Here is a 20,288-nt window from a genome sequence, read left to right as displayed (position 1 = left end):
CGTCTCAAACGACGATGTTGACCAGGCGGCCCGGCACGACGATGACTTTCCGGGCGGGCGCGCCAGCCGCCTGTCGGACAAAGGCGTCCGAAGCCAGCGCCGCCGCCTCGATCTCGGACTTGCCGGCGCCAGCCGGCACCGTGACCGAGCCGCGCAGCTTGCCGTTGATCTGCAGCACCAGTTCGATTTCGTCCTGCTGCAGTGCGCTGGCGTCCACTTCGGGCCACGGCGCGTCCAGCAAGTCGCCGTCTTTTTTGGCATAGCCCAGTTCGGCCCACAGCGTGTGCGCCAGGTGCGGGGTGGCCGGATACAGGCAGCGCAGCAGGATGCCGAACCCTTCGCGCAAGGCGCCCACGGAGGCCGGGGACACTTCACCCTTGAAGTCTTCCAGCGCGTTGAGCAGCTTCATGCCGCCCGAGACGACCGTGTTGTACTGCATCCGCTGGTAGTCGTAGTCCACCTGCTTGAGCAAGGCATGCACTTCCAGCCTCAGCGCCTTGGTTTCTTTGTCAAAAATGCCTTTCGCGCATGCTGCACTTGCATCAACAGCTCCTGAATTCATAGCATCAAGCTTGGTACCGAAATTCCAGATGCGGCGCAGGAAGCGGTAGGAACCCTCCACCCCGGCGTCGTTCCACTCCAGCGTGGCTTCGGGTGGCGCGGTGAACATGGTGTACAGGCGCGCGGTGTCGGCACCGAACTTTTCAATGATGTCCTGCGGATCGACGCCGTTGCTCTTGGACTTGGACATGGTGCCCACACCTTCGTAGTCGATCAACGTTCCTGCCGGCAGCAGAATTCCGCCGTTTTCCACGGCGTTCTTGAGCCGCGCGCCGGTGATCTTGCCAGTGTCGTCCAGCACATGCTCGACATCGTGCGGCCAGAAGTATTCCTTGCCGCCCTTGCCCGAGCGGCGCGAATAGATGTGGTTGAGCACCATGCCCTGCGTCAGCAGCTTGGTAAAAGGCTCGTCAACCTTGACCAGCCCCAGGTCGCGCATCACTTTGGTCCAGAAGCGCGCATACAGCAGGTGCAGGATCGCATGCTCGATGCCGCCGATGTACTGGTCCATCGGCATCCAGTAGTCGGCGCCGCCTGCCACCATCGCCTCGCTGTTCTTCGGGTCGCAATAGCGCATGAAATACCACGAACTGTCCACGAACGTATCCATGGTGTCGGTCTCGCGGCGGGCTGGCTTGCCGCACACAGGACAGGTCACGCCGGCATGAAAGCCTTCATGCTTGTGCAACGGGTTGCCCGAGCCATCGGGCACGCAGTCCAGCGGCAGCACCACCGGCAGGTCCTGCTCCGGCACCGGCACCGCGCCGTGCTCGTCGCAATGGATGATGGGAATCGGCGTGCCCCAATAGCGCTGGCGGCTGACGCCCCAGTCGCGCAGCCGCCAGGTGGTTTTTTTCTCGCCCAGGCCTTTGGCGGCCAGGTCGGCGGCGACGGCATCGACGGCGGCCTTGAAGGCCAGGCCATCGTAGGGACCGGAGTTGATGGCCACGCCTTGCTGCTTGTCGCCATACCAGTCGGCCCAGGCTTCCAGGCTGTAGGCCTTGCCTTGAACACCGGTCACCTGCTTGATCGGCAGGTCATACTTTTTGGCAAACTCAAAATCCCGCTCGTCATGCGCCGGAACGCCCATGACCGCGCCGTCGCCGTAGCTCATCAGCACATAGTTGCCGACCCAGACCTCGACCTGTTTGCCGGTCAGCGGATGCGTGACGAGCAGGCCGGTACGCTGGCCTTTTTTCTCCTGCGTGGCCAGTTCCGCTTCGGTCGTACCACCGGCCTGGCATTGCGCAATGAACGCGGCAAGGGCGGGATTGGTGGCTGCCGCATGCAGCGCCAGCGGATGCTCGGGCGCCACGGCGCAGAAGGTCACGCCCATGATGGTGTCGGCGCGGGTCGTGAAGACATACATCCGGCCATCGCCAACCAGCGCGCCCGACGCATCCTGAATGTCGTGGGTGAACGCAAAGCGCACGCCTTCGCTCTTGCCGATCCAGTTCTCCTGCATCAGCTTGACGCGCTCGGGCCAGCCCGGCAGCTTGTGCTGCACGCTGTCGAGCAGTTCTTCGGCGTAGTCGGTGATCTTCAGGTAATAGCCCGGAATTTCGCGCTTTTCGACCGTAGCCCCCGTACGCCAGCCCTTGCCGTCAATGACCTGCTCATTGGCCAGCACCGTCTGGTCCACCGGATCCCAGTTCACGACCTGCGTCTTGCGGTAGGCAATGCCCTTTTCCAGCATTTTCAGGAACAACCACTGGTTCCACTTGTAATAGCTGGGGTCGCAGGTGGCGATTTCGCGGCTCCAGTCAACGGCCAGCCCCATCGCCTGCATCTGCTTTTTCATGTAGGCGATGTTGTCGTAAGTCCACTTGGCCGGCGGCACGCCGTTTTTCAGCGCGGCGTTTTCGGCCGGCAGGCCAAAGGCGTCCCAGCCCATCGGCATCAGCACGTTGTAGCCTTTCATGCGCAGGTAGCGGCTCAGCATGTCGTTGATGGTGTAGTTGCGCACATGGCCCATGTGCAGCTTGCCGCTGGGGTAAGGCAGCATCGAGCAGGCATAGTATTTCTGGCGGCTCGCGTCCTCGGTCACGCGATAGGCATCAGCGGCATTCCAGTGGGTTTGCGCATTGCGTTCGACGTCGAGGTGGTTGTATTTGTCTTGCATGAAAAGTCTGACTACCGAAAAAAGAAACCCCTGGCCCGGGGCGGGCAGCCTGGGCTGCGGACACGTGATTTTAGGGGTTGGATGTCACCGGCTAACCGCCGGAAGGCGCAGGCAGGTTGGCAGGCGGCGCCGGTTCGGCGACAAAGCCGATGCGGCTGAGCCCGGCCTTTTGCGCCACGCCCATGACCTCGACCACCTTGCCGTAGGGCACGGCTTCGTCAGCGCGCAGTTGCACTTCGGTGTCGGGATGCTGGCGGGCGGTTTGCGCCAACTGGCGTGCCAGTTCGTCGAGCGTCTGCGCCTGGTCGTTCAGGAAAGCCTGGCCGCTCTTGTCGACGACCAGCGTGACAAACCGGGGCGTTTCCAGTGCTTTTGCCGCGTCGGTTTTGGGCAGGTCGAGCCGGATGGCACTGGCCAGCAAGGGCGCGGTGATGATGAAGATGACCACCAGCACCAGCATCACGTCCACCAGCGGCGTGACGTTGATGTCGCTCATCGGCGGCGAAGCAGGCGTTCGTTCGAGCCGGCCAAAATTCATGGCGTTTTGTCCGGCGTGCCGTGCGCATCGCGGGATGTCTCAAAACGATCAGCGTCCTGGTCCTGCCCGTCCAGGTTACGGCCGTGGAACTGGCTTTGCCAGGCCGCAGGCGGGGTGACCCCTTCGGGGGGCAGTGCAGTGCGCGCCGCGACAAATACGGGAGCCAACAGTCCGCGCAAATCAAAAGCGAATCCTTCCAGGTCGGCCTCGATGCGGCCGATGCTTCGGCCGAACACGTTGTAGGCCAGCACCGCCGGGATTGCCACCGCCAGGCCGGCAGCCGTCATGATGAGGGCCTCGCCCACCGGACCGGAAACCTTGTCGATGGTGACCTGGCCTGCCACGGCCATCCCGGTCAGCGCATGGTAAATCCCCCAGACCGTTCCCAGCAGCCCGACAAAAGGCGCCGTGGAACCGACCGTGGCCAGCAGAACCTGGCCAAACTGCAGCTTGTGCAACACCGCATGCAGGGCATCGCGCAACAAACGCGTCAGTTGCGCCGACGTGTCGCCCGCAGCAGCCAAGGTTCCATGCGCCTGGGCTTGCGTCGCAGCAATCAGCGGCAGCACCAGGGACTCGCGGTCAAACACGGCGACCTTGTCGCAGGCCGCTTCAACCGACATCGACTGCCAGAAAGCCGCCGTGCTGCGTGCCACGTCGCCCGTGGCGCGGCGCAGCAGCCAGCCTTTCCACAAGATGACCACCCAGCTGGCAACCGACATGGCCAGCAGCAGCGCCGCGACCGCCTGACTGATGAAGCCGCCTTGCGCAATAAGTGCCAGCAGACTCATGCCGGCATCACTTCAGGTTGAGCACATCGAACATGTCAAACAGGCCGGTCGCCTGACTGTCCAGGAAGCGCGCGGCGCGCAGGCTGCCCTGGGCATAGGTGGCGCGGCTGGAGGACTTGTGGCTGATTTCGATGCGCTCGCCGATGCCGGCAAACAGCACCGTGTGGTCGCCCACGATGTCGCCGCCGCGGATGGTGGCAAAACCGATGCTCGACGGGTCGCGCTCGCCGGTGACGCCTTCGCGCGCATAGACGGCGCAGTCCTTGAGGTCGCGCCCCAGCGCACCGGCAATCACCTCGCCCATCTTGAGCGCAGTGCCCGAAGGCGCATCGACCTTGTGGCGGTGGTGCGCTTCGATGATTTCAATGTCATAGCCAGTGGACAGCGCCTTCGCCGCCATCTCCAGCAACTTGAGGGTGACATTGACGCCGACGCTCATGTTGGGCGCCATGACAATCGCGATGTCCCGGGCGGCGTCCCGTATTTCTGCCTTCTGGGCGTCTGAAAAGCCGGTGGTGCCAATGACCAGCTTGATGCCGAGTTCACGGCAAACGGCCAGGTGGGCAAGCGTGCCTTCAGGCCGCGTGAAATCAATCAGCACCCGTGAATCCTTCAGGCCTGCGCGCAGGTCCGAGTGAATCAGGATGCCGCTGGAACCGCCGGAGAACCCGCAGGCGTCCTGGCCGACGGCGGGACTGGAGACCACATCCAGAGCGCCGGTCAGCAGGCAGTCGGTGCTGGCATTCACCGCCTCGATCAGCATGTGGCCCATGCGGCCGCTGGCACCGGCGACGGCGATCCTGTGCGGGCGGTCGTGCTCCAGGGAACCCGCGCTCATTGCCTGGGGCTTTCCAGCGGCGGGTAAACCGTGGTCGATGGACCGGCCGGCACATTGGCGGCATCGGCCCGGACGCCTGGACTGGCTCTGGAAACCGATGACTTTTCCGCCGCCTTGAGTTGCTCTTCGGTGGCTTGCAGCACAGGCACCTTGCCCAGCACCCGCTTGTTGCTCAGTGTGGAGATGAACTCGGCTTCGCTGGGCATGCTGTCGCCGGCAAAGCGTTCAAGCTGGTCGCCCTTGAAGAAGACGGTGTACTTGAACGACTGGGGCTCGACGCCCTGGCGCTTGAGCGTGAACACGTAATCCCACCGGTCGGCATGGAACAGGCTGGTCAGCAGGGGCGTGCCGAGCACGGCCTTGACCTGGTCGCGTGTCATGCCGGCCTGCAGTTGCTCCACCTGCTCGCGGGAAACAAAATTTCCCTGGATGACGTCAACCTTGTAGGGCGTGATCCAGTTGACCGGGTTGATCGAGCTGCTGCTCATGGAGCCGCTGCTGCACGATGCCAGCAACCCGCAAGCCACGGCAATAAGGATTTTTTGAATGCTGTAATGATGATTTGCAGGCAGGGCGGACATAGTGGAAGGTGTAGCGATATGATCAAACATTGTAGCGGCTGGGTGCTTTCAGACCTGTTTTCAGGCCGTCCGGGACGCCGTCCCTTTCCCGAAAAGATGCAAGAGAGACTCCCATGAGCAACATTGACGAGCTGAAAAGCACCGGCCTGAAGGCTACCCTGCCGCGACTGAAAATACTTGAAATTTTCCAGGGCGGCAAGCAACGCCACATGACGGCAGAAGATGTTTTCAGGGTGCTGCTCGAAGAACGCTCGGACATCGGGCTGGCCACGGTGTACCGGGTGCTGATGCAGTTCGAGCAGGCCGGACTGCTCAACCGCAGCAATTTCGAATCGGGCAAAGCGGTGTATGAGATCAATGAAGGCCAGCACCACGACCACCTGGTCTGCCTTGACTGCGGCAGGGTCGAGGAGTTCTACGATGCCGAGATCGAGAGGCGGCAGCACGCAGTGGCTGAACTCAAGGGCTTTGCCATTGCCGACCATTCACTGTCGATTTATGCCAACTGCACCAAGCCCGACTGCCCCAACCGTTCAGTGGCGCCAGTGCGGCACCATCACCATTCCTGATTTTCAGTCCCAGCCTGCTTTGCCGTCTCAAGACAAAAAAAGTCAAGTGCGGACACGCCTGCTCTTTGCTTGTGAAAGTTCCCGCCACTGAACCGGCCTGTCCAGGCTACGGGCGGGACAACCTCCCCAGCAGGCAGATAACCACACGCAGCGGAGGCGTGGGCGCCTAATCATCCTGTTCCATCGCCCGACGATGGCGTTCGACAAATTCCTGGTAGGTATTGATGCCGCGCAATTGCAGGATGGCATTGCGAACAGCGGCCTCGACCAGAACAGCAATATTGCGACCTGCTTCCACCTGGATGATGACCTTGCGCACTGGCACGCCCAGCACATCTTGCGTCAAAGGCTCATACGGGATGCGTTCGTAGTCGCGCTCCAGCGTTTCGCGGCGCACCAGGTGAACAATCATTTTCAGGCGCATCTTGCGACGTACCGCCGTTTCGCCAAAAATCGCCTTGATATCGAGCAAGCCGATGCCACGCACTTCCAGCAGATTTTGCAGCAGGTCAGGGCATCGCCCTTCAATGGCGGTCTGGTTGATCCGGAACAGATCAATGGCGTCATCAGCTACCAAGCCATGGCCCCGCGAGATCAGTTCCAGCCCCAGTTCGCTTTTGCCCAGTCCCGACTCGCCGGTGATCATCACGCCCATACCCAGGATGTCCATGAACACGCCATGCATTGAGGTACGCTCGGCAAAATGCCGGGAAAGGTAGGCGCGGAGCACATCGATCACAAAAGCGGCCGACTCGGGCGTGGAAAACATCGGCAACTGAGCGCGTTCGCACATCGACAGCAGCGTGTCGGGCGCGGTCTGGCCGTCAGCCACCACCAGCACCGGAGGCTCCAGCGTGATGATGCGTGAAATCCGGCGGGCGCCATCCTCGAGGCTCGCATGCGCGAGATAGGCCACTTCGCGCTCACCCAGTATCTGAACGCGATAGGGATGGATGTAATTGAGATAGCCGACCAGGTCGGCGCCGGAGCGCGCCTGGCTGACCGCCACTTCGTCAAAACGCCGTTCAGAAGCCCCCAGGCCAGCGACCCATTCCCATTTCAGGGTGGTACGGTGGTCTTCGAACAGGACATCCGCGCTGACGACGGTGGGCTTCATGCCAACCTGGTTCGAAAAAACCGAAATATCATGGGCTGACTTCGTGGGCGGATTGCCAAGACGCAATCAGTTGGTGCAGGTCTGCAGCATTGACGCTGGTCTTGAGTAGCTCGCGCAGATTGCTGTCACTCAGCAGTTCGGCAATTTCAGACAGTATTTCGAGATGCTTTTGTGTTGCCGCTTCGGGAACCAGCAAAAAAACCAGCAGGTTGACTGCCATCTCATCCGGTGCATCAAACCCGATGGGCGTTTGAAGCTGGAAAATCGCAGCCATCGGAGTTTTTAGCCCCTTGATTCGGCCATGCGGAATGGCTACTCCGTGACCTAGCCCGGTAGAGCCCAGCCGTTCACGGGCAAAAAGGCTGTCAGTGATGAGCGCACGGTTCAGACCATGGAGATTTTCGAACAGCAGCCCGGCTTCTTCAAACGCGCGCTTCTTGCTGGTCGCCTCGACGCGTACCAGGACTTGGGGAGGGGACAGAATTTGCGAAAGACGGTTCATAACGCTCTTTTAATCGGCGAATTATGCACTTTACAGCGGAATGGTTGAAAAATAGACAAAAAAACCTGTTTGCCATGACAAACAGGTTTTTCATGCAGGACCTTGGCAACTCAGTGTCGGTTCATTCACGTTTTTCAAATGAAAGATTCACCCGGAGAGCGTTGAGAACGCCAAGGCCAAGCCCATGGGCCAATGCCTGATTCAGGTTTCTGAACGTTTTGCGCAAGCGTGCCCATGGTCTTGCGCCTTGGCCTTGTAACGGCCGACCTGCCGGTCGAGTTTATCGGCCAGTTCATCAACAGCCGCGTACAAGTCAGCGTGAGAGCTTTCGGCGAAAAGATCACGACCCTTGACATGCACATTGCACTCCGCCCTTTGGCGTTTTTCCTTTTCCGTCATGTTGTCCACTGCCAGTATCACCCTGACATCAACCACCTGGTCAAAATGTCGGGTAATGCGATCAAGTTTGCTCATCACATAGCTGCGAAGCGCTGGGGTGACCTCAAGGTGGTGACCACTAATCGTCAAGTTCATGCAGAGACTCCTATTCCAGAAGTTGGAACTGGTTGAAAAACGCCGCCAAACGCGTCAGTGAAAGCGGCTTGCGAAACACTCTCCTGACTTCACTATGCCTTTCCAAACCATCAATTGCAAGTGAAGGGACTCATGAAAAAGGTACCTCCCTAACCACGCCCGCATATCAAATGCTCGCAAAATTGAAAAACAGGCTTTAATTTGTTGCTAACGTCCAGGCGAAAAAAAATTTATCAATAATTTCAGAGTTACAAAATATTTGTTTTGTAAAAAATTTTTTCTACTTGAATTGCTGCTGAAAATCTTTGTCAACCAAAAACGTCCCAAACCATTTTGATTGGGTATTTTGCTTTTTGTCATGGCGCCAACATTTTCAGCCAGAAGCTTTTCGCTCTCATCACAGACTATCAAACTGGCATTTCTGCGGTAGATAAATGGTACTTGCAATGCCATAATCGCGGCTTATTGGCTACGGAGACATCCTTGGAAAGCAGTCCCAGTCGGCCGCTTTCAACACCGCAAACTGACGCCAGATAAGGCAGCGAAGCGGGTTGAAAGCCAAGCCTTCACCCCAACCCGCTCCTGTGACAAGGCTGAATGACGCCCTGAGCAGGTACATGCCCACTGAATAAGCCGTCTGTCATGCTCAATATTTTTACGCTCGCCAATGGCCGGCTTTTCCAGGAAGAAATCGAATCACTGGAAGAACTTTCCCGATTCCAGCCCATCTGGGTGGACTTGGAGTCTCCCACGCTTGAAGAGAAAAGATGGATCAAGCAATACTACGGCCTGTCGATTCCCGAGGACGCGATGGACGAGGACATCGAGGAATCTGCCCGTTTTTACGAGGAAGACAACGGCGAGTTGCACATCCGTTCGGACTTTTTGATTGCCGACGAGGACGAGCCTCGCACGGTGCGGGTCGCCTTCATCCTCAACCTGGTGAATGACGACCTGAAAAGCAAGGGCGTGCTGTTTTCGATTCATGATGAGGATGTGCCGGTGTTCAGGCTATTGCGGATGCGTGCACGCCGTGCGCCCGGTCTGATTGAAGATGCCAAGGAAGTGCTGCTCAAACTGTTCGATGCCGATGCCGAGTATTCGGCGGACACGCTGGAAGGCATTTACGTCGACCTTGAAAAAGTGAGCACCAAGGTGCTTTCAGGCGATGTCACCGACGTGATGGCCGGCGAGGTGCTGGGCGCGATTGCCCGCCATGAAGATTTGAGTGGTCGCATCCGGCGCAATGTGATGGACACGCGGCGCGCCGTCAGCTTCATGATGCGCAGCAAGATGCTCAATGCCGAGCAGTTCGAGGAAGCGCGCCAGATTCTGCGCGACATCGACTCACTGGACTCGCACACCGCTTTTCTGTTCGACAAGATCAACTTCTTGATGGATGCGACGGTTGGCTTCATCAATATCAACCAGAACAAGATCATCAAGATCTTTTCCGTGGCCAGCGTCGCGCTGCTGCCGCCCACGCTGATTGCCAGCGTCTACGGCATGAACTTCAAGATGATGCCGGAACTGGATTGGGCGCTGGGGTATCCGTATGCGCTGGGACTGATGATTGCCAGCGCCGTGGTCCCCATGTGGTATTTCAGGAAACGCGGCTGGCTGCAGTGAACCTTTGCCTCCCATCGGGCATCAAATAAGCTCTTTGAGCAATTGATACGGGCATATTCAGCTATATTTTTGATAGCAATTTCAGAAAACGTTCAATGATGATGTGGGCATAGCGACTGGCTACGGCATCGACGAAGGCCGGAAAATCGACATGGGCGCTGTCATCTGCCCGGTCTGAGACGGTGCGCATCACGGCAAACGGCACGCCGTAGTCCATGCAGACTTGGGCTACGGCTGCTCCTTCCATCTCTACAGCCAAGATCTCATGACCCGCGCTCGCCATCAAATCGCGCAGCAGGTTCGATTCGTCAGCACCCGAAACAAAACGGTCACCGCTGGCAATCAGGCCCTGGTGAACGCAAGCCCCTTCAAAACCTTGCAACACCAAACTTTCGTGGGCCAGCGCGCCACAACTCGCCTCAAACAGCAGCGCGCTCAAGGCCGTGTCACAGTGAAACCTGGTTTTGCCATACAGCGGCACTTCATAGCGGGGAAACAGCGGGGAGGCATCCAGGTCGTGCTGAACAAAATCCGTTGCCACCACCACGTCGCCCACTTTCACACCATGGCCCAGTCCGCCTGCGACGCCGGTAAACACAATGCGGCGCACGCCAAAACGCTCGATCAGCGCTGTCGTCGTGGTGGCGGCGGCTACCTTGCCAATCTTTGACAACCCCAACACCACGGGCTGGCCATGCAAGTCTCCCAGCCAAAAGTCTCGACTGGCATGGATGACCTTGCGCGGCCGCCGCAGCAACTCCATGAGGCCACGCTGCTCCTGCGGCAAGGCACTGAGGATGGCAATCGGGCTTAAGGCGTGGTCAGAGGTCAGTGGCATGCAGTCGAATTTCCAGGAAAATCACTGCCGCATACGGTCGAGCTGGAGCCTGGTGACAAGTTTCAGGGACTTGGGGGTTTAGCGCTTGTCGCGTAATTCGCGGCGCAGGATCTTGCCAACTGGCGTTTTGGGCAATTCGGTGCGGAACTCGACCACCCTCGGCTGCTTGTAGCCGGTGAGATTTTCCTTGCAGAAAGCGCGCACATCCGCTTCGGTCAAGTCGGGATTTTTCTTCACGATCACCAACTTGACGGCTTCACCCGATTTTTCGTCAATCACGCCGACGCAGGCGCACTCCATCACACCGTTCATGGTGGAAACGATTTCTTCAATTTCGTTCGGATACACATTGAAGCCGCTGACCAGCACCATGTCCTTCTTGCGGTCAATGATCTTGAAAAAACCATTTTCGTCAATGATGCCAATGTCGCCCGACTTGAAATAGCCATCGGGCGTCATGACCTTGTCGGTTTCGTCAGGCCGCTGCCAGTAGCCTGCCATGACCTGCGGCCCCTTGATGGCGATCTCGCCAGGCTGGCCTGGCGCCACCTCATGGCCATCATCGTCCAGAAGCTTGAACCAGGTACCCGGAATTGGCACGCCGATCGTGCCGGTGAAGGTTTTGCTGTTGGTCGGATTGCAACTGGCCGATGGCGAGGTTTCCGACAGGCCATAGCCTTCGCAAATCGGGCAGCCGGTTTTTTGCAACCACAGCTTGGCCACCGCGCTTTGCACCGCCATGCCGCCGCCCAGCGATATTTTCAGGTGCGACCAGTCGACGGTATTGAAATCCGGATGGTTGGCCAGCCCGTTAAACAAGGTGTTGACAGCCGGAAAACTGTTGACCTTGTGCTTGGCAAGCTCCTTGAGCACGGCCGGCAGATCACGGGGGTTGGGGATCAGAATATTTTTTCCGCCGGTTCGCATGCCCAGCATCATGTTGACCGTAAAGGCGAAGATATGGTAGAGCGGCAGCGCGCAGACATAGACGGGCTGCTCTCCAGCGCCCAGGCTGGCCATGGCCGGGCCGTTCCATGCTTCGGACTGCAGCACATTGGCAATCACGTTGCGGTGCAACAGCACGGCTCCCTTGGAAACGCCGGTGGTACCGCCGGTGTACTGAAGCACGGCGATGTCGTCGGGCTTGATGTCCGGCCGCTTTAGCACGCCGCGCGTGCCTTGCGCCAGGGCATCGTTAAAGCGCACGGCACCCGGCAGGTTGAACGGTGGCACCATTTTCTTGACGCTGCGCACCACATAGTTGACCAGCGTTCCCTTGAGCAGGCCCAACTGGTCGCCCATGGAACACAGCACGACATGCTTGACCGGCGTGTTGGCCAGGCACTGCTCCAGCGTGCTGGCGAAGTTCTCGACGATCACGATGGCCTTGGCACCTGAATCCTTGAGCTGGTGCTCCAGTTCACGCGGCGTGTAAAGCGGATTCACATTGACCACGACGTAACCGGCGCGCAGGATGGCCGCCACCGCTACCGGATACTGCGGCACGTTGGGCATCATGATGGCCACACGGTCGCCACGTAGCAGGCCCAGACCCTGCAGATAGGCGCCGAACGCCAGCGACAGGTTGTTGGTCTGGCCGAAAGTAATTTCCTTGCCCATGAAGCTGTAGGCAACCCGGTCCTTGTGCGTCTTGAAGCTTTCCTCCATCAAGACCACCAGCGAGGGATATTGCGAGGCGTCGACATCGGCTGGAACACCTGCCGGATAAGCCTTGAGCCACGGGCGTTCAACTTCGTTGGGTTTCATCACTGCACTCATCTTCCTTGCCTCCAGTACCATTGTTTTTTACTTACTTGCTGCTTACAGTAATTTTCAGGGAAAGCCAGTCCTGTGAATATTAGGTTTTCCCTAGCAAACAAGGTTATTCGGAAGATTTGACTCTTTAATCGAGCCTTTTGACCATCGCTGATGGCGTGCGGCGCAAAGCACGCTGGCGCGGGAGCGTACTTACTCGATGGCCTTGCCCATGTCCTCGATGATTTTCTTGGCATCGCCAAACACCATCATGGTCTTGTCCATATAGAACAACTCGTTGTCCAGGCCGGCATAGCCCGCCGCCATCGAACGCTTGTTGACGATGACGGTCTTGGCCTTGTAGGCCTCCAGGATCGGCATGCCATAGATGGCGCTGCCCTTGACATGCGCGGCCGGGTTCACCACGTCGTTGGCACCCAGGATGATGGCGACATCGGCCTGGCCGAACTCGGCATTGATATCTTCCATCTCGAACACCTGGTCATAAGGCACCTCGGCCTCGGCCAGCAGCACGTTCATGTGGCCGGGCATGCGGCCGGCCACCGGGTGAATCGCATATTTGACGGTAATGCCTTTGTCTGTCAGCTTTTGCGCCAGTTCCTTGACCGAGTGCTGCGCGCGCGCCACCGCCAGACCGTAGCCCGGCACGATGATGACGGTTTCGGCATTGCCCAGGATGAAAGCCGCATCGTCGGCAGAGCCCGACTTGACCGGCCGCTGCTCCTTGGCGCCGGTGGCAGCCGTCGCGGTTTCGCCGCCAAATCCGCCCAGGATCACGTTGAAAAACGAGCGGTTCATCGCCTTGCACATGATGTACGACAGGATGGCGCCGGACGAACCGACCAGCGAGCCGGCAATGATCAGCATGGAGTTGTTCAGCGAAAAGCCGATGCCCGCCGCCGCCCAGCCCGAATAGCTGTTGAGCATTGACACCACCACCGGCATGTCAGCGCCGCCGATCGGAATGATGATGAGCACGCCCATGACAAAAGACAGTGCCAGCATGGCAAAGAAGGCTACCCAGTTACCGGTCAGCATGAACGTGATGCCCAGCGCGACAGTGATCAGGCCAAGGACAAGGTTGATCTTGTGCTGGCCCGGAAACGACACCGGCGCGCCCTGGAACAGGCGGAACTTGTATTTGCCGCTGAGCTTGCCGAAGGCAATCACCGAGCCACTGAAGGTGATTGCGCCAATCGCCGCGCCGAGGAACAATTCGAGCCGGTTGCCCGCCGGAATCGGCAGGCCCTTGGCGACGATGTTGAAGGCATAAGGCTCGGCCACGGCCGCCACGGCGATAAACACGGCGGCCAGACCGATCATGCTGTGCATGAAGGCCACCAGCTCGGGCATTTTGGTCATCTCGACGCGTTTGGCCATCAGGGTGCCGGTCGCACCGCCCACGACGAGCGCACCCAGCACATAGACCATGCCGCCGGCTTTGCCGCCCGAAATTTCAACGATCAAGGCACCGGTCGTGAGGATGGCAATGGCCATGCCCACCATGCCGAACAGGTTGCCGCGCAGCGAGGTGGTCGGGTGCGACAGACCCTTGAGCGCCTGGATGAAGAAGACAGAAGCCACCAGGTACAGCAGCGTGACAAGGTTCATGCTCATTTGGCGGCTCCCGAATCAGCAACAACCGCGACGCTCTTCTTTTCCTTCTTGCGGAACATCTCCAGCATCCGGCGCGTGACCAGGAAGCCGCCAAAGACGTTGACCGCCGCCAGCGCCACAGCCAGCACACCCATGGTGCGGCCCAGCGTGGTTTCGGTCAGCGCGGCGGCCAGCATGGCGCCAACGATGACGATGGCCGAAATCGCGTTGGTCACCGCCATCAGCGGCGTGTGCAGCGCGGGCGTGACGGTCCACACGACGTGGTAGCCCACGTAGATGGCCAGCACAAAAATGATCAGGTTGATGATGGTGGGGGACACGGCATCCATGGTCTTCTCCTAAGGCTTGAACGGGGTTGCGGAGCGCGGTTTGGCGCGACCTTGACTTGGCGCAGGGGACGCTTGCCCCTGCCCGGCTTATTTGCGCTTGACTTCGCCGCCCTGGGTCATCAGGCAGGCCGCCACGATGTCGTCTTCCAGGTCGACCTGGAGCACGCCTTCCTTGGTGATGATGAGCTTGAGGAAGTCGAGCAGGTTGCGCGCATACAGCGCGCTGGCGTCGGCCGCCACCAGCGCCGGGATGTTGGTCTGGCCCATCAGCGTCACGCCGTGTTTGACCACGGTCCTGTCCGGCTCGGTCAGCGGGCAGTTACCGCCTTGCGCAGCAGCGAGGTCAACGATCACGCTGCCGGGCTTCATGGCCATGACCATCTCCTCGGTCACCAGCACCGGCGCGGCCCGGCCCGGAATCAGGGCAGTGGTGATCACCACGTCGGCCTGCGCGACGCGCTTGGCGACCTCGATCTTTTGCCGCGCCATCCAGCTCGGCGGCATCGGCTTGGCATAGCCGCCCACGCCAATGGCGGCTTCACGCTCCTCGTCGGTTTCGTAGGGCACGTCGATGAACTTGCCGCCCAGCGACTCGACCTGCTCCTTGACGCTGGGGCGCACGTCGCTGGCCTCGATCACCGCGCCCAGGCGCTTGGCCGTGGCAATCGCCTGCAATCCGGCCACGCCGACGCCCAGGATCACCACCCGGGCCGCCTTGACGGTGCCGGCGGCGGTCATCAGCATCGGGAAGAAGCGCTGGTATTCATTGGCCGCCATCATGACGGCCTTGTAGCCGGCGATGTTGGCTTGACTGGACAGCACGTCCATGCTCTGGGCGCGGCTGGTGCGTGGGGCTGCTTCGAGCGAAAAGGATGTCAGCTGCGCGGCGGCCAGGCGCTGCAGCCCGGCAGCGTCAAAAGGGTTGAGCATGCCGACCACCACGCCGCCGGCCCTGGCCAGCGCCATTTCACTGTCCTCTGGGCAGCGCACCTTGAGCACGATGTCCGCAGCATAGGCGCCCGCCGCATCGGTGATCTCGGCGCCCACAGCGCGGTAGGCGTCATCGGGCACACTGGCGGCCACGCCCGCGCCTGACTGGATGCGGACCGTGTGGCCCTGGGCCTTGAGCTTTTTGGCCGTCTCGGGCGTGATGGCAACGCGCGTCTCTCCGGCCGTGATTTCGCCGGGTATCCCAATGATCATGGGTTCTCCTCGATGCTTTATTTTTTGTCGGAGGCCCTTGGAAAGGACCTGGGCGGATTTGCAACTGTCGTAAAGCTTACATTAGTTTTTTGTAAATTTTAGTCAGCTCTGAGGAATGCGGTTCTGCGTGGGTAACCCTAGGTATGAACCTAGGCCAAAAAAAACCCGTTGGCTTGTGACAAACCGACGGGTTCCGTGAAAAACTCGTTCAAGCCGCAAGCGGCTTTCAGCGGGCCTATTTGGCCGTTGGCATCACGAATTCCGCGCCCTTGCCAATGCTTTCAGGCCAGCGCTGCATGATCGATTTCTGCTTGGTGTAAAAGCGCACACCCTCTTCGCCGTAAGCATGCATGTCGCCAAACAGGCTTTTCTTCCAGCCGCCAAAGCCATGCCAGGCCATGGGCACCGGAATCGGCACATTGATGCCGACCATGCCGACCTGGATGCGACGGCTGAATTCACGCGCCACATGGCCGTCGCGGGTAAAGCAGCTCACGCCGTTGCCAAACTCGTGGGCATTGATCAACTCCACCGCTTCGGCCAGATCCTTCACGCGCACGCACCCCAATACCGGGCCGAAGATTTCTTCCTTGTAGATGCGCATGTCCGGCGTGACGTGGTCGAACAGCGTGCCGCCCATCCAGAAACCCTGCTCGCAGCCCTCGCCCGCATCAGCACCGGTGAAGGTCCGTCCATCGACCAGCAGTTCAGCGCCCTCTTCCACGCCCAGGTCGATATAGCCGGTGATGCGCTGGTGCGCCGTGCCGGTGACGATCGGACCCATTTCCGCATCCAGGTTCACGCCGTTTTTGATCACCAGTGTTTCGGCTCGGGCCTTGAGCATCGGAATCAGCCGTTCGGCCACGTTGCCGACCAGCACCGCCACCGAAATCGCCATGCAGCGCTCGCCGGCCGAACCGTAGCCCGCGCCGATCAGCGCATCGACCGCCTGCTCCAGGTCGGCGTCGGGCATGACCACCATGTGGTTCTTGGCGCCGCCCAGCGCCTGCACGCGCTTGCCGTGGTGCGCGCCGGTTTCGTAGATGTAGTTGGCAATCGGCGTAGAGCCGACGAAAGACACCGCCTTCACATCCGGATGCACCAGCAGCGCGTCGACCGCTTCCTTGTCGCCCTGAACCACATTGAACACGCCGTCGGGCAGCCCGGCCCGTTTGAGCAGTTCGGCCATGAACAGGCTGGCGCTCGGGTCAATCGGGCTGGGCTTGAGCACGAAGCAGTTGCCCGCCGCAATCGCCACCGGGAACATCCACATCGGCACCATCACCGGAAAGTTGAACGGCGTGATGCCGGCAACCACGCCCAGCGGCTGGCGCAGCGTCCAGTTGTCGATGCCGGTGGAGACCTGGTCGGTGAAGTCGCCCTTGAGCAGTTGCGGAATGCCGCAGGCAAATTCGACGATGTCGATGCCGCGCGAAACCTCGCCCTGCGCGTCGGTGAACACCTTGCCATGCTCGGCGGTGATCAGGTGGGCCAGCTTGTCCTTGTTCTGATTGAGCAGTTCCAGAAACTTGAACATGACCCGGGCGCGGCGAATCGGCGGGATGTCTGCCCAGGCCGGAAAGGCCGCTTGCGCGGCGGCGACAGCGGCATCGACATCGGCTGAACTGCCCAGCGCCACATGGCCAGACACCGCGCCGGTGGCCGGATTGAACACCGCCTGGCTGCGCCCGGCGGCCGGCGTGACAGCACTGCCGTTCACATGGTGGCCAATGGTGATGTGCGGAACGTTTTCGGCGGGCGATGAAGACATGGCAATCCTTGGAAATGAACAAACGAATGAATAGGCACAGTCTAGGGTTCGCCATCCGGTTTGATAACCCCCTGAAAAACAATTACATTGTTCATATTTTTGAACAATGGTGACATGCCATGTCTTCTGACCAACTGGCGCCGCTCGTCGCCGACCTTCATCTGCTGACCGTGCTGGCCGCGACCCGCAGCTTCACCGAAACCGCGCGCCGGCTGGGCCTGTCCAAGGCCTCGGCCAGCATGCGCATCAGCGAGCTCGAGCGCAGCGCCGGCGTGCTGCTGGTGCGCCGTACGACGCGCTCGGTTGGCCTGACCGAGGCTGGCCAGCAACTGGTCAACGACATGCAGCCGGCGTTCAGGCGCATCAGCGAAAGCTACAGCGCCGCCCGCGACCTGGCTGGCACGCCGCGCGGGCTGATCCGGCTGACGGCGCCCGTCGCGCTGGGGCGGCAGCACCTGGCGCCGCGCATTGCCTCGTTCCTGCAGCAGTTCCCCGACATCCAGATTGAACTGGATCTGACCGACCGTTTCGTCAACCTGGCCAATGAAGGCTTCGACCTGGCGATCCGGCACACCAACACGCCGCCCGAAACCCATGTCGCCTGGGTGCTGTGCGAAACCCGCTCCTGGCTCGCAGCCAGCCCGCATTACCTGGCCAGGCGCGGCACGCCTTCGCATCCGGCGGAGCTGACCACGCACGACTGCCTGCTGTACCTGCGGGACAGCCATGCAGGCAGCTGGACATTTGCGCGTCCGGACACCGGCACCGGCACCGGCAAAGGCAAAGGCAGGATGGCCGGAGCGGAGGTCGAGCGTGTTGGCGTGACGGTAGCCGGCTCGCTCAAGGCCAACAACAGCGAGGTGCTGCGCGATGCCCTGCTGGCTGGCCTGGGCATCGGCCTGCTGCCGGATTTCAGCCTGTCCCCAGCCTTGGGCACAGAGGGCCAGGCGCCGCTGGTGCAGGTCCTGCCAGAGTGGCAGGTGCAGGGGTTTTTCGGCGAACGCATCTATGCCTTGCGGCCGTGGTCGGCGCAGGTGCCCAAGGCCGTCCAGTGCCTGGTCGAGCATCTGCGCCAGAGCTTTGCCGGTGGTTTTGCGGCAATGTTGAAAAACCCATTGGGAGGATAAGCACGGCGTCAAAAATGCCCCGGATAATCCTGCGCATGAACAAACGATGGAAACCGAATGTTACCGTTGCAGCGCTTATTGAGCGCGACTTCGATGGCGTTCAGAAATTTTTGCTGGTCGAGGAAGAAACCCGCGATGGCCTGAAACTCAACAACCCGGCAGGCCACCTGGACCCCGGCGAAAGCCCGGTCCAGGCCTGCACGCGCGAAACACTGGAAGAAACCGCGTTTCACTTCACCCCGACCGCGCTGGTGGGCATTTATTTCTCGCGTTTCGACAGTTCCCAGCCCGGTCAGGCCATGCCGCAGGACATCACCTACCTGCGTTTTACCTTTTGCGGCGAACTGGGCGAGCATGTCGCCGGCCAGGCGCTGGACAAAGGCATCGTGCGCGCACTGTGGCTCACGGCGGATGAAATCAGGGCCTGCACCGCCATGCACCGCAGCCCCCTGCTGCTGACCAACCTGGAGGACTACCTGGCCGGCCGGCGCTACCCGCTGGACATCATCCATGCAGATGAAAGCGTTTACGCCCGAAAGGCATGAAAACGCGGCGGCCTTCCCGTTTTACCAGCGCACCCGACCCACTCGGTAAAATCCTGCCATGCACAAGCAACGAATAGTGGTCGGATTAAGTGGCGGCGTGGATTCAGCGGTGACCGCGCACCTGCTCAAAGCAATGGGCCACGAGGTCATCGGCATCTTCATGAAGAACTGGGAAGATGACGACGACTCCGAATTCTGCTCGTCGAACATCGACTTTGTCGATGCCGCCGCCGTGGCCGACGTGATCGGCATCGAAATCGAGCATGTCAACTTTGCTGGTGACTACAAGGACCGCGTCTTTGCCGAATTCCTGCGCGAATACCAGGCCGGTCGCACGCCCAACCCCGACATCCTGTGCAACGCCGAGATCAAGTTCAAGGCCTTCCTGGACCACGCGATGCGGCTGGGCGCCGAGAAAATCGCCACCGGCCACTATGCACGCGTGCGCCACAACCCGGCGAACGGCCTGCACGAGTTGCTCAAGGGCCTGGACCCGGCCAAGGACCAGAGCTACTTCCTGCACCGGCTGAACCAGGCGCAGCTGTCCAAAACGCTGTTCCCGGTCGGCGAGCTGCACAAGACCGAGGTGCGGCGCATCGCCGACGAAATAGGTTTGCCGAACGCGAAGAAAAAGGATTCGACCGGCATCTGCTTCATCGGCGAGCGGCCGTTCCGCGATTTTTTGAACCGCTACATCGCCAGAGCGCCGGGACCAATCAGGAACGACCAGGGCCGCCTCCTGGGCGAGCATGTCGGCCTGAGCTTTTACACGCTGGGCCAGCGCCAGGGCCTGGGCATTGGCGGCGTGAAGGCCCGGGGCGCCGACCTGAAGGCGGCGCAGGCACGCGGCCAGCGCGGTGTGGGCGAGCACGAGCCGTGGTTCGTCGCGCGCAAGGACATGGACAGCAACACGCTGTGGGTGGTGCAGGGCCACGACCATCCCTGGCTGCAATCGACGGTGCTCCAGGCGCAGGACTGCAGCTGGGTGGCGGGCAGCGCACCGGCCCTGGGCGCAGTGGCCGCCAAGACGCGCTACCGCCAGGCGGACGCCGCCTGCGAAGTGGCCAGCGCCTCGGCTGGCGGCTGCGAATTGGTGTTCCTTGAGCCCCAGTGGGCGGTCACGCCGGGCCAGTCGGCGGTGCTCTACCAGGGCGAAGTCTGCCTGGGTGGCGGCGTGATTGCATCGAGCAATGTGCAGAATTTTCCCGGCGGCAAGCCCGTCGCTGCACTTTTTAAGAAAAACAAGCCAGTTGCGCAAGCAGGGCATGCATAAGCAGCTATCAATAATATAGCAATACTG

At 60.4% G+C, this 20,288-nt stretch carries 19 protein-coding genes and 1 pseudogene; 5 read left to right on the top strand and 15 right to left on the bottom strand.

The window, feature by feature from the left end; all coding sequences use genetic code 11:
* Window positions 1-4: 4 nt before the first annotated feature.
* The 5 genes and pseudogenes from leuS to IWX85_RS12130 form a co-directional block, all read right to left on the bottom strand.
* On the bottom strand, window positions 5-2,683 hold the full coding sequence (leuS, locus tag IWX85_RS12150; RefSeq protein ID WP_196869897.1) for a leucine--tRNA ligase: 2,679 nt from the start codon (window positions 2,681-2,683) through the stop codon (window positions 5-7).
* Between the two features lie 91 nt (window positions 2,684-2,774).
* Entirely contained in the window at window positions 2,775-3,221 is a 447-nt protein-coding gene (locus tag IWX85_RS12145) for a biopolymer transporter ExbD (RefSeq protein ID WP_196869896.1), read from the bottom strand.
* Window positions 3,222-3,364: 143 nt separating this feature from the next.
* Window positions 3,365-4,012: pseudogene (locus tag IWX85_RS12140) on the bottom strand (MotA/TolQ/ExbB proton channel family protein); the annotation flags it as partial.
* 7 nt (window positions 4,013-4,019) lie between these two features.
* Window positions 4,020-4,850 (bottom strand): 4-hydroxy-tetrahydrodipicolinate reductase, encoded by an 831-nt coding sequence (gene dapB / locus IWX85_RS12135; RefSeq protein ID WP_036808245.1) that lies wholly within the window; start codon window positions 4,848-4,850, stop codon window positions 4,020-4,022.
* Window positions 4,847-5,431 carry an outer membrane protein assembly factor BamE gene (locus tag IWX85_RS12130; protein ID WP_036808242.1) on the bottom strand — a complete coding sequence of 195 codons (585 nt, stop codon included), beginning with the start codon at window positions 5,429-5,431 and terminating at the stop codon, window positions 4,847-4,849. The genes dapB and IWX85_RS12130 overlap by 4 nt, the downstream gene beginning before the upstream one ends.
* A gap of 113 nt (window positions 5,432-5,544) precedes the next feature.
* Here IWX85_RS12130 and fur point away from each other — a divergent pair, with 113 nt between their 5' ends.
* On the top strand, window positions 5,545-6,000 hold the full coding sequence (gene fur, locus IWX85_RS12125; RefSeq protein ID WP_036808239.1) for a ferric iron uptake transcriptional regulator: 456 nt from the start codon (window positions 5,545-5,547) through the stop codon (window positions 5,998-6,000).
* 166 nt (window positions 6,001-6,166) lie between these two features.
* Here the strand turns inward: fur and hprK are convergent, their stop codons facing one another.
* From hprK to IWX85_RS12105, 4 genes are all read right to left on the bottom strand, one after another.
* Window positions 6,167-7,117: an HPr(Ser) kinase/phosphatase gene (hprK, locus tag IWX85_RS12120; RefSeq protein WP_036808236.1), complete on the bottom strand. Its 951-nt coding sequence runs from the start codon at window positions 7,115-7,117 to the stop codon at window positions 6,167-6,169.
* Between the two features lie 28 nt (window positions 7,118-7,145).
* A complete protein-coding gene (locus tag IWX85_RS12115) occupies window positions 7,146-7,619 on the bottom strand; it encodes a PTS sugar transporter subunit IIA (RefSeq protein ID WP_196869894.1) in 474 nt (157 codons plus the stop codon).
* A gap of 201 nt (window positions 7,620-7,820) precedes the next feature.
* Window positions 7,821-8,153, bottom strand: a complete 333-nt coding sequence (hpf, locus tag IWX85_RS12110; RefSeq protein ID WP_036808230.1) for a ribosome hibernation-promoting factor, HPF/YfiA family — start codon at window positions 8,151-8,153, stop codon at window positions 7,821-7,823.
* Window positions 8,154-8,360: 207 nt separating this feature from the next.
* Window positions 8,361-8,606, bottom strand: a complete 246-nt coding sequence (locus IWX85_RS12105; protein ID WP_196869893.1) for a hypothetical protein — start codon at window positions 8,604-8,606, stop codon at window positions 8,361-8,363.
* A 189-nt stretch (window positions 8,607-8,795) separates the two neighbouring features.
* Between IWX85_RS12105 and corA the strand changes: the two genes are divergently transcribed.
* Window positions 8,796-9,782, top strand: a complete 987-nt coding sequence (gene corA / locus IWX85_RS12100; protein WP_029527214.1) for a magnesium/cobalt transporter CorA — start codon at window positions 8,796-8,798, stop codon at window positions 9,780-9,782.
* Window positions 9,783-9,843: 61 nt separating this feature from the next.
* Here the strand turns inward: corA and IWX85_RS12095 are convergent, their stop codons facing one another.
* From IWX85_RS12095 to IWX85_RS12070, 6 genes are all read right to left on the bottom strand, one after another.
* Window positions 9,844-10,620, bottom strand: a complete 777-nt coding sequence (locus IWX85_RS12095; protein WP_196869892.1) for a 5'-methylthioadenosine/adenosylhomocysteine nucleosidase — start codon at window positions 10,618-10,620, stop codon at window positions 9,844-9,846.
* Between the two features lie 78 nt (window positions 10,621-10,698).
* Window positions 10,699-12,387: a long-chain-fatty-acid--CoA ligase gene (locus IWX85_RS12090; RefSeq protein WP_036808227.1), complete on the bottom strand. Its 1,689-nt coding sequence runs from the start codon at window positions 12,385-12,387 to the stop codon at window positions 10,699-10,701.
* 201 nt (window positions 12,388-12,588) lie between these two features.
* Window positions 12,589-14,013, bottom strand: coding sequence for an NAD(P)(+) transhydrogenase (Re/Si-specific) subunit beta (locus IWX85_RS12085; protein ID WP_036808224.1), 1,425 nt, complete (start codon window positions 14,011-14,013; stop codon window positions 12,589-12,591).
* Window positions 14,010-14,342, bottom strand: coding sequence for an NAD(P) transhydrogenase subunit alpha (locus tag IWX85_RS12080; RefSeq protein WP_196869890.1), 333 nt, complete (start codon window positions 14,340-14,342; stop codon window positions 14,010-14,012). Before IWX85_RS12080 ends, IWX85_RS12085 begins: the two co-directional genes overlap by 4 nt.
* 87 nt (window positions 14,343-14,429) lie before the next feature.
* Window positions 14,430-15,545, bottom strand: coding sequence for a Re/Si-specific NAD(P)(+) transhydrogenase subunit alpha (locus IWX85_RS12075; RefSeq protein WP_036808218.1), 1,116 nt, complete (start codon window positions 15,543-15,545; stop codon window positions 14,430-14,432).
* Window positions 15,546-15,780: 235 nt separating this feature from the next.
* Window positions 15,781-17,316 (bottom strand): CoA-acylating methylmalonate-semialdehyde dehydrogenase, encoded by a 1,536-nt coding sequence (locus tag IWX85_RS12070; protein WP_196869889.1) that lies wholly within the window; start codon window positions 17,314-17,316, stop codon window positions 15,781-15,783.
* Between the two features lie 119 nt (window positions 17,317-17,435).
* On the opposite strand from IWX85_RS12070, the gene IWX85_RS12065 reads away from it, so the two are divergent.
* From IWX85_RS12065 to mnmA, 3 genes are read left to right on the top strand one after another with little or no spacing between them, the layout of a single operon-like run.
* A complete protein-coding gene (locus tag IWX85_RS12065; RefSeq protein ID WP_196869888.1) occupies window positions 17,436-18,443 on the top strand; it encodes a LysR substrate-binding domain-containing protein in 1,008 nt (335 codons plus the stop codon).
* Between the two features lie 35 nt (window positions 18,444-18,478).
* Window positions 18,479-18,988, top strand: a complete 510-nt coding sequence (locus tag IWX85_RS12060; protein ID WP_036808214.1) for an NUDIX hydrolase — start codon at window positions 18,479-18,481, stop codon at window positions 18,986-18,988.
* Between the two features lie 58 nt (window positions 18,989-19,046).
* Window positions 19,047-20,261, top strand: coding sequence for a tRNA 2-thiouridine(34) synthase MnmA (mnmA, locus tag IWX85_RS12055; RefSeq protein WP_051984212.1), 1,215 nt, complete (start codon window positions 19,047-19,049; stop codon window positions 20,259-20,261).
* The last annotated feature ends 27 nt before the right edge of the window (window positions 20,262-20,288 follow it).

This window comes from Polaromonas sp. CG_9.11 (genome assembly GCF_015752225.1).
In the GTDB taxonomy this organism is placed as follows: Bacteria; Pseudomonadota; Gammaproteobacteria; order Burkholderiales; family Burkholderiaceae_C; genus Polaromonas.
The sequence above is the reverse complement of the archived record's forward strand: the minus strand, read 5'-3'. Positions and strand labels throughout refer to the sequence as shown.

Excerpts from the sequence above, each read along its gene's own strand:
- IWX85_RS12065 (WP_196869888.1), top strand. The coding sequence starts at position 17,436 with ATGTCTTCTGACCAACTGGCGCCGCTCGTCGCCGACCTTCATCTGCTG.
- IWX85_RS12130 (WP_036808242.1), bottom strand. The coding sequence starts at position 5,431 with ATGTCCGCCCTGCCTGCAAATCATCATTACAGCATTCAAAAAATCCTT.
- IWX85_RS12090 (WP_036808227.1), bottom strand. The coding sequence starts at position 12,387 with ATGAAACCCAACGAAGTTGAACGCCCGTGGCTCAAGGCTTATCCGGCA.
- IWX85_RS12075 (WP_036808218.1), bottom strand. The coding sequence starts at position 15,545 with ATGATCATTGGGATACCCGGCGAAATCACGGCCGGAGAGACGCGCGTT.
- IWX85_RS12070 (WP_196869889.1), bottom strand. The coding sequence starts at position 17,316 with ATGTCTTCATCGCCCGCCGAAAACGTTCCGCACATCACCATTGGCCAC.
- dapB (WP_036808245.1), bottom strand. The coding sequence starts at position 4,850 with ATGAGCGCGGGTTCCCTGGAGCACGACCGCCCGCACAGGATCGCCGTC.
- IWX85_RS12060 (WP_036808214.1), top strand. The coding sequence starts at position 18,479 with ATGAACAAACGATGGAAACCGAATGTTACCGTTGCAGCGCTTATTGAG.
- hpf (WP_036808230.1), bottom strand. The coding sequence starts at position 8,153 with ATGAACTTGACGATTAGTGGTCACCACCTTGAGGTCACCCCAGCGCTT.
- mnmA (WP_051984212.1), top strand. The coding sequence starts at position 19,047 with ATGCACAAGCAACGAATAGTGGTCGGATTAAGTGGCGGCGTGGATTCA.
- IWX85_RS12145 (WP_196869896.1), bottom strand. The coding sequence starts at position 3,221 with ATGAATTTTGGCCGGCTCGAACGAACGCCTGCTTCGCCGCCGATGAGC.
- corA (WP_029527214.1), top strand. The coding sequence starts at position 8,796 with ATGCTCAATATTTTTACGCTCGCCAATGGCCGGCTTTTCCAGGAAGAA.
- hprK (WP_036808236.1), bottom strand. The coding sequence starts at position 7,117 with ATGAAGCCCACCGTCGTCAGCGCGGATGTCCTGTTCGAAGACCACCGT.
- fur (WP_036808239.1), top strand. The coding sequence starts at position 5,545 with ATGAGCAACATTGACGAGCTGAAAAGCACCGGCCTGAAGGCTACCCTG.
- IWX85_RS12115 (WP_196869894.1), bottom strand. The coding sequence starts at position 7,619 with ATGAACCGTCTTTCGCAAATTCTGTCCCCTCCCCAAGTCCTGGTACGC.
- IWX85_RS12095 (WP_196869892.1), bottom strand. The coding sequence starts at position 10,620 with ATGCCACTGACCTCTGACCACGCCTTAAGCCCGATTGCCATCCTCAGT.
- IWX85_RS12105 (WP_196869893.1), bottom strand. The coding sequence starts at position 8,606 with ATGGCATTGCAAGTACCATTTATCTACCGCAGAAATGCCAGTTTGATA.
- IWX85_RS12085 (WP_036808224.1), bottom strand. The coding sequence starts at position 14,013 with ATGAGCATGAACCTTGTCACGCTGCTGTACCTGGTGGCTTCTGTCTTC.
- IWX85_RS12080 (WP_196869890.1), bottom strand. The coding sequence starts at position 14,342 with ATGGATGCCGTGTCCCCCACCATCATCAACCTGATCATTTTTGTGCTG.
- leuS (WP_196869897.1), bottom strand. The coding sequence starts at position 2,683 with ATGCAAGACAAATACAACCACCTCGACGTCGAACGCAATGCGCAAACC.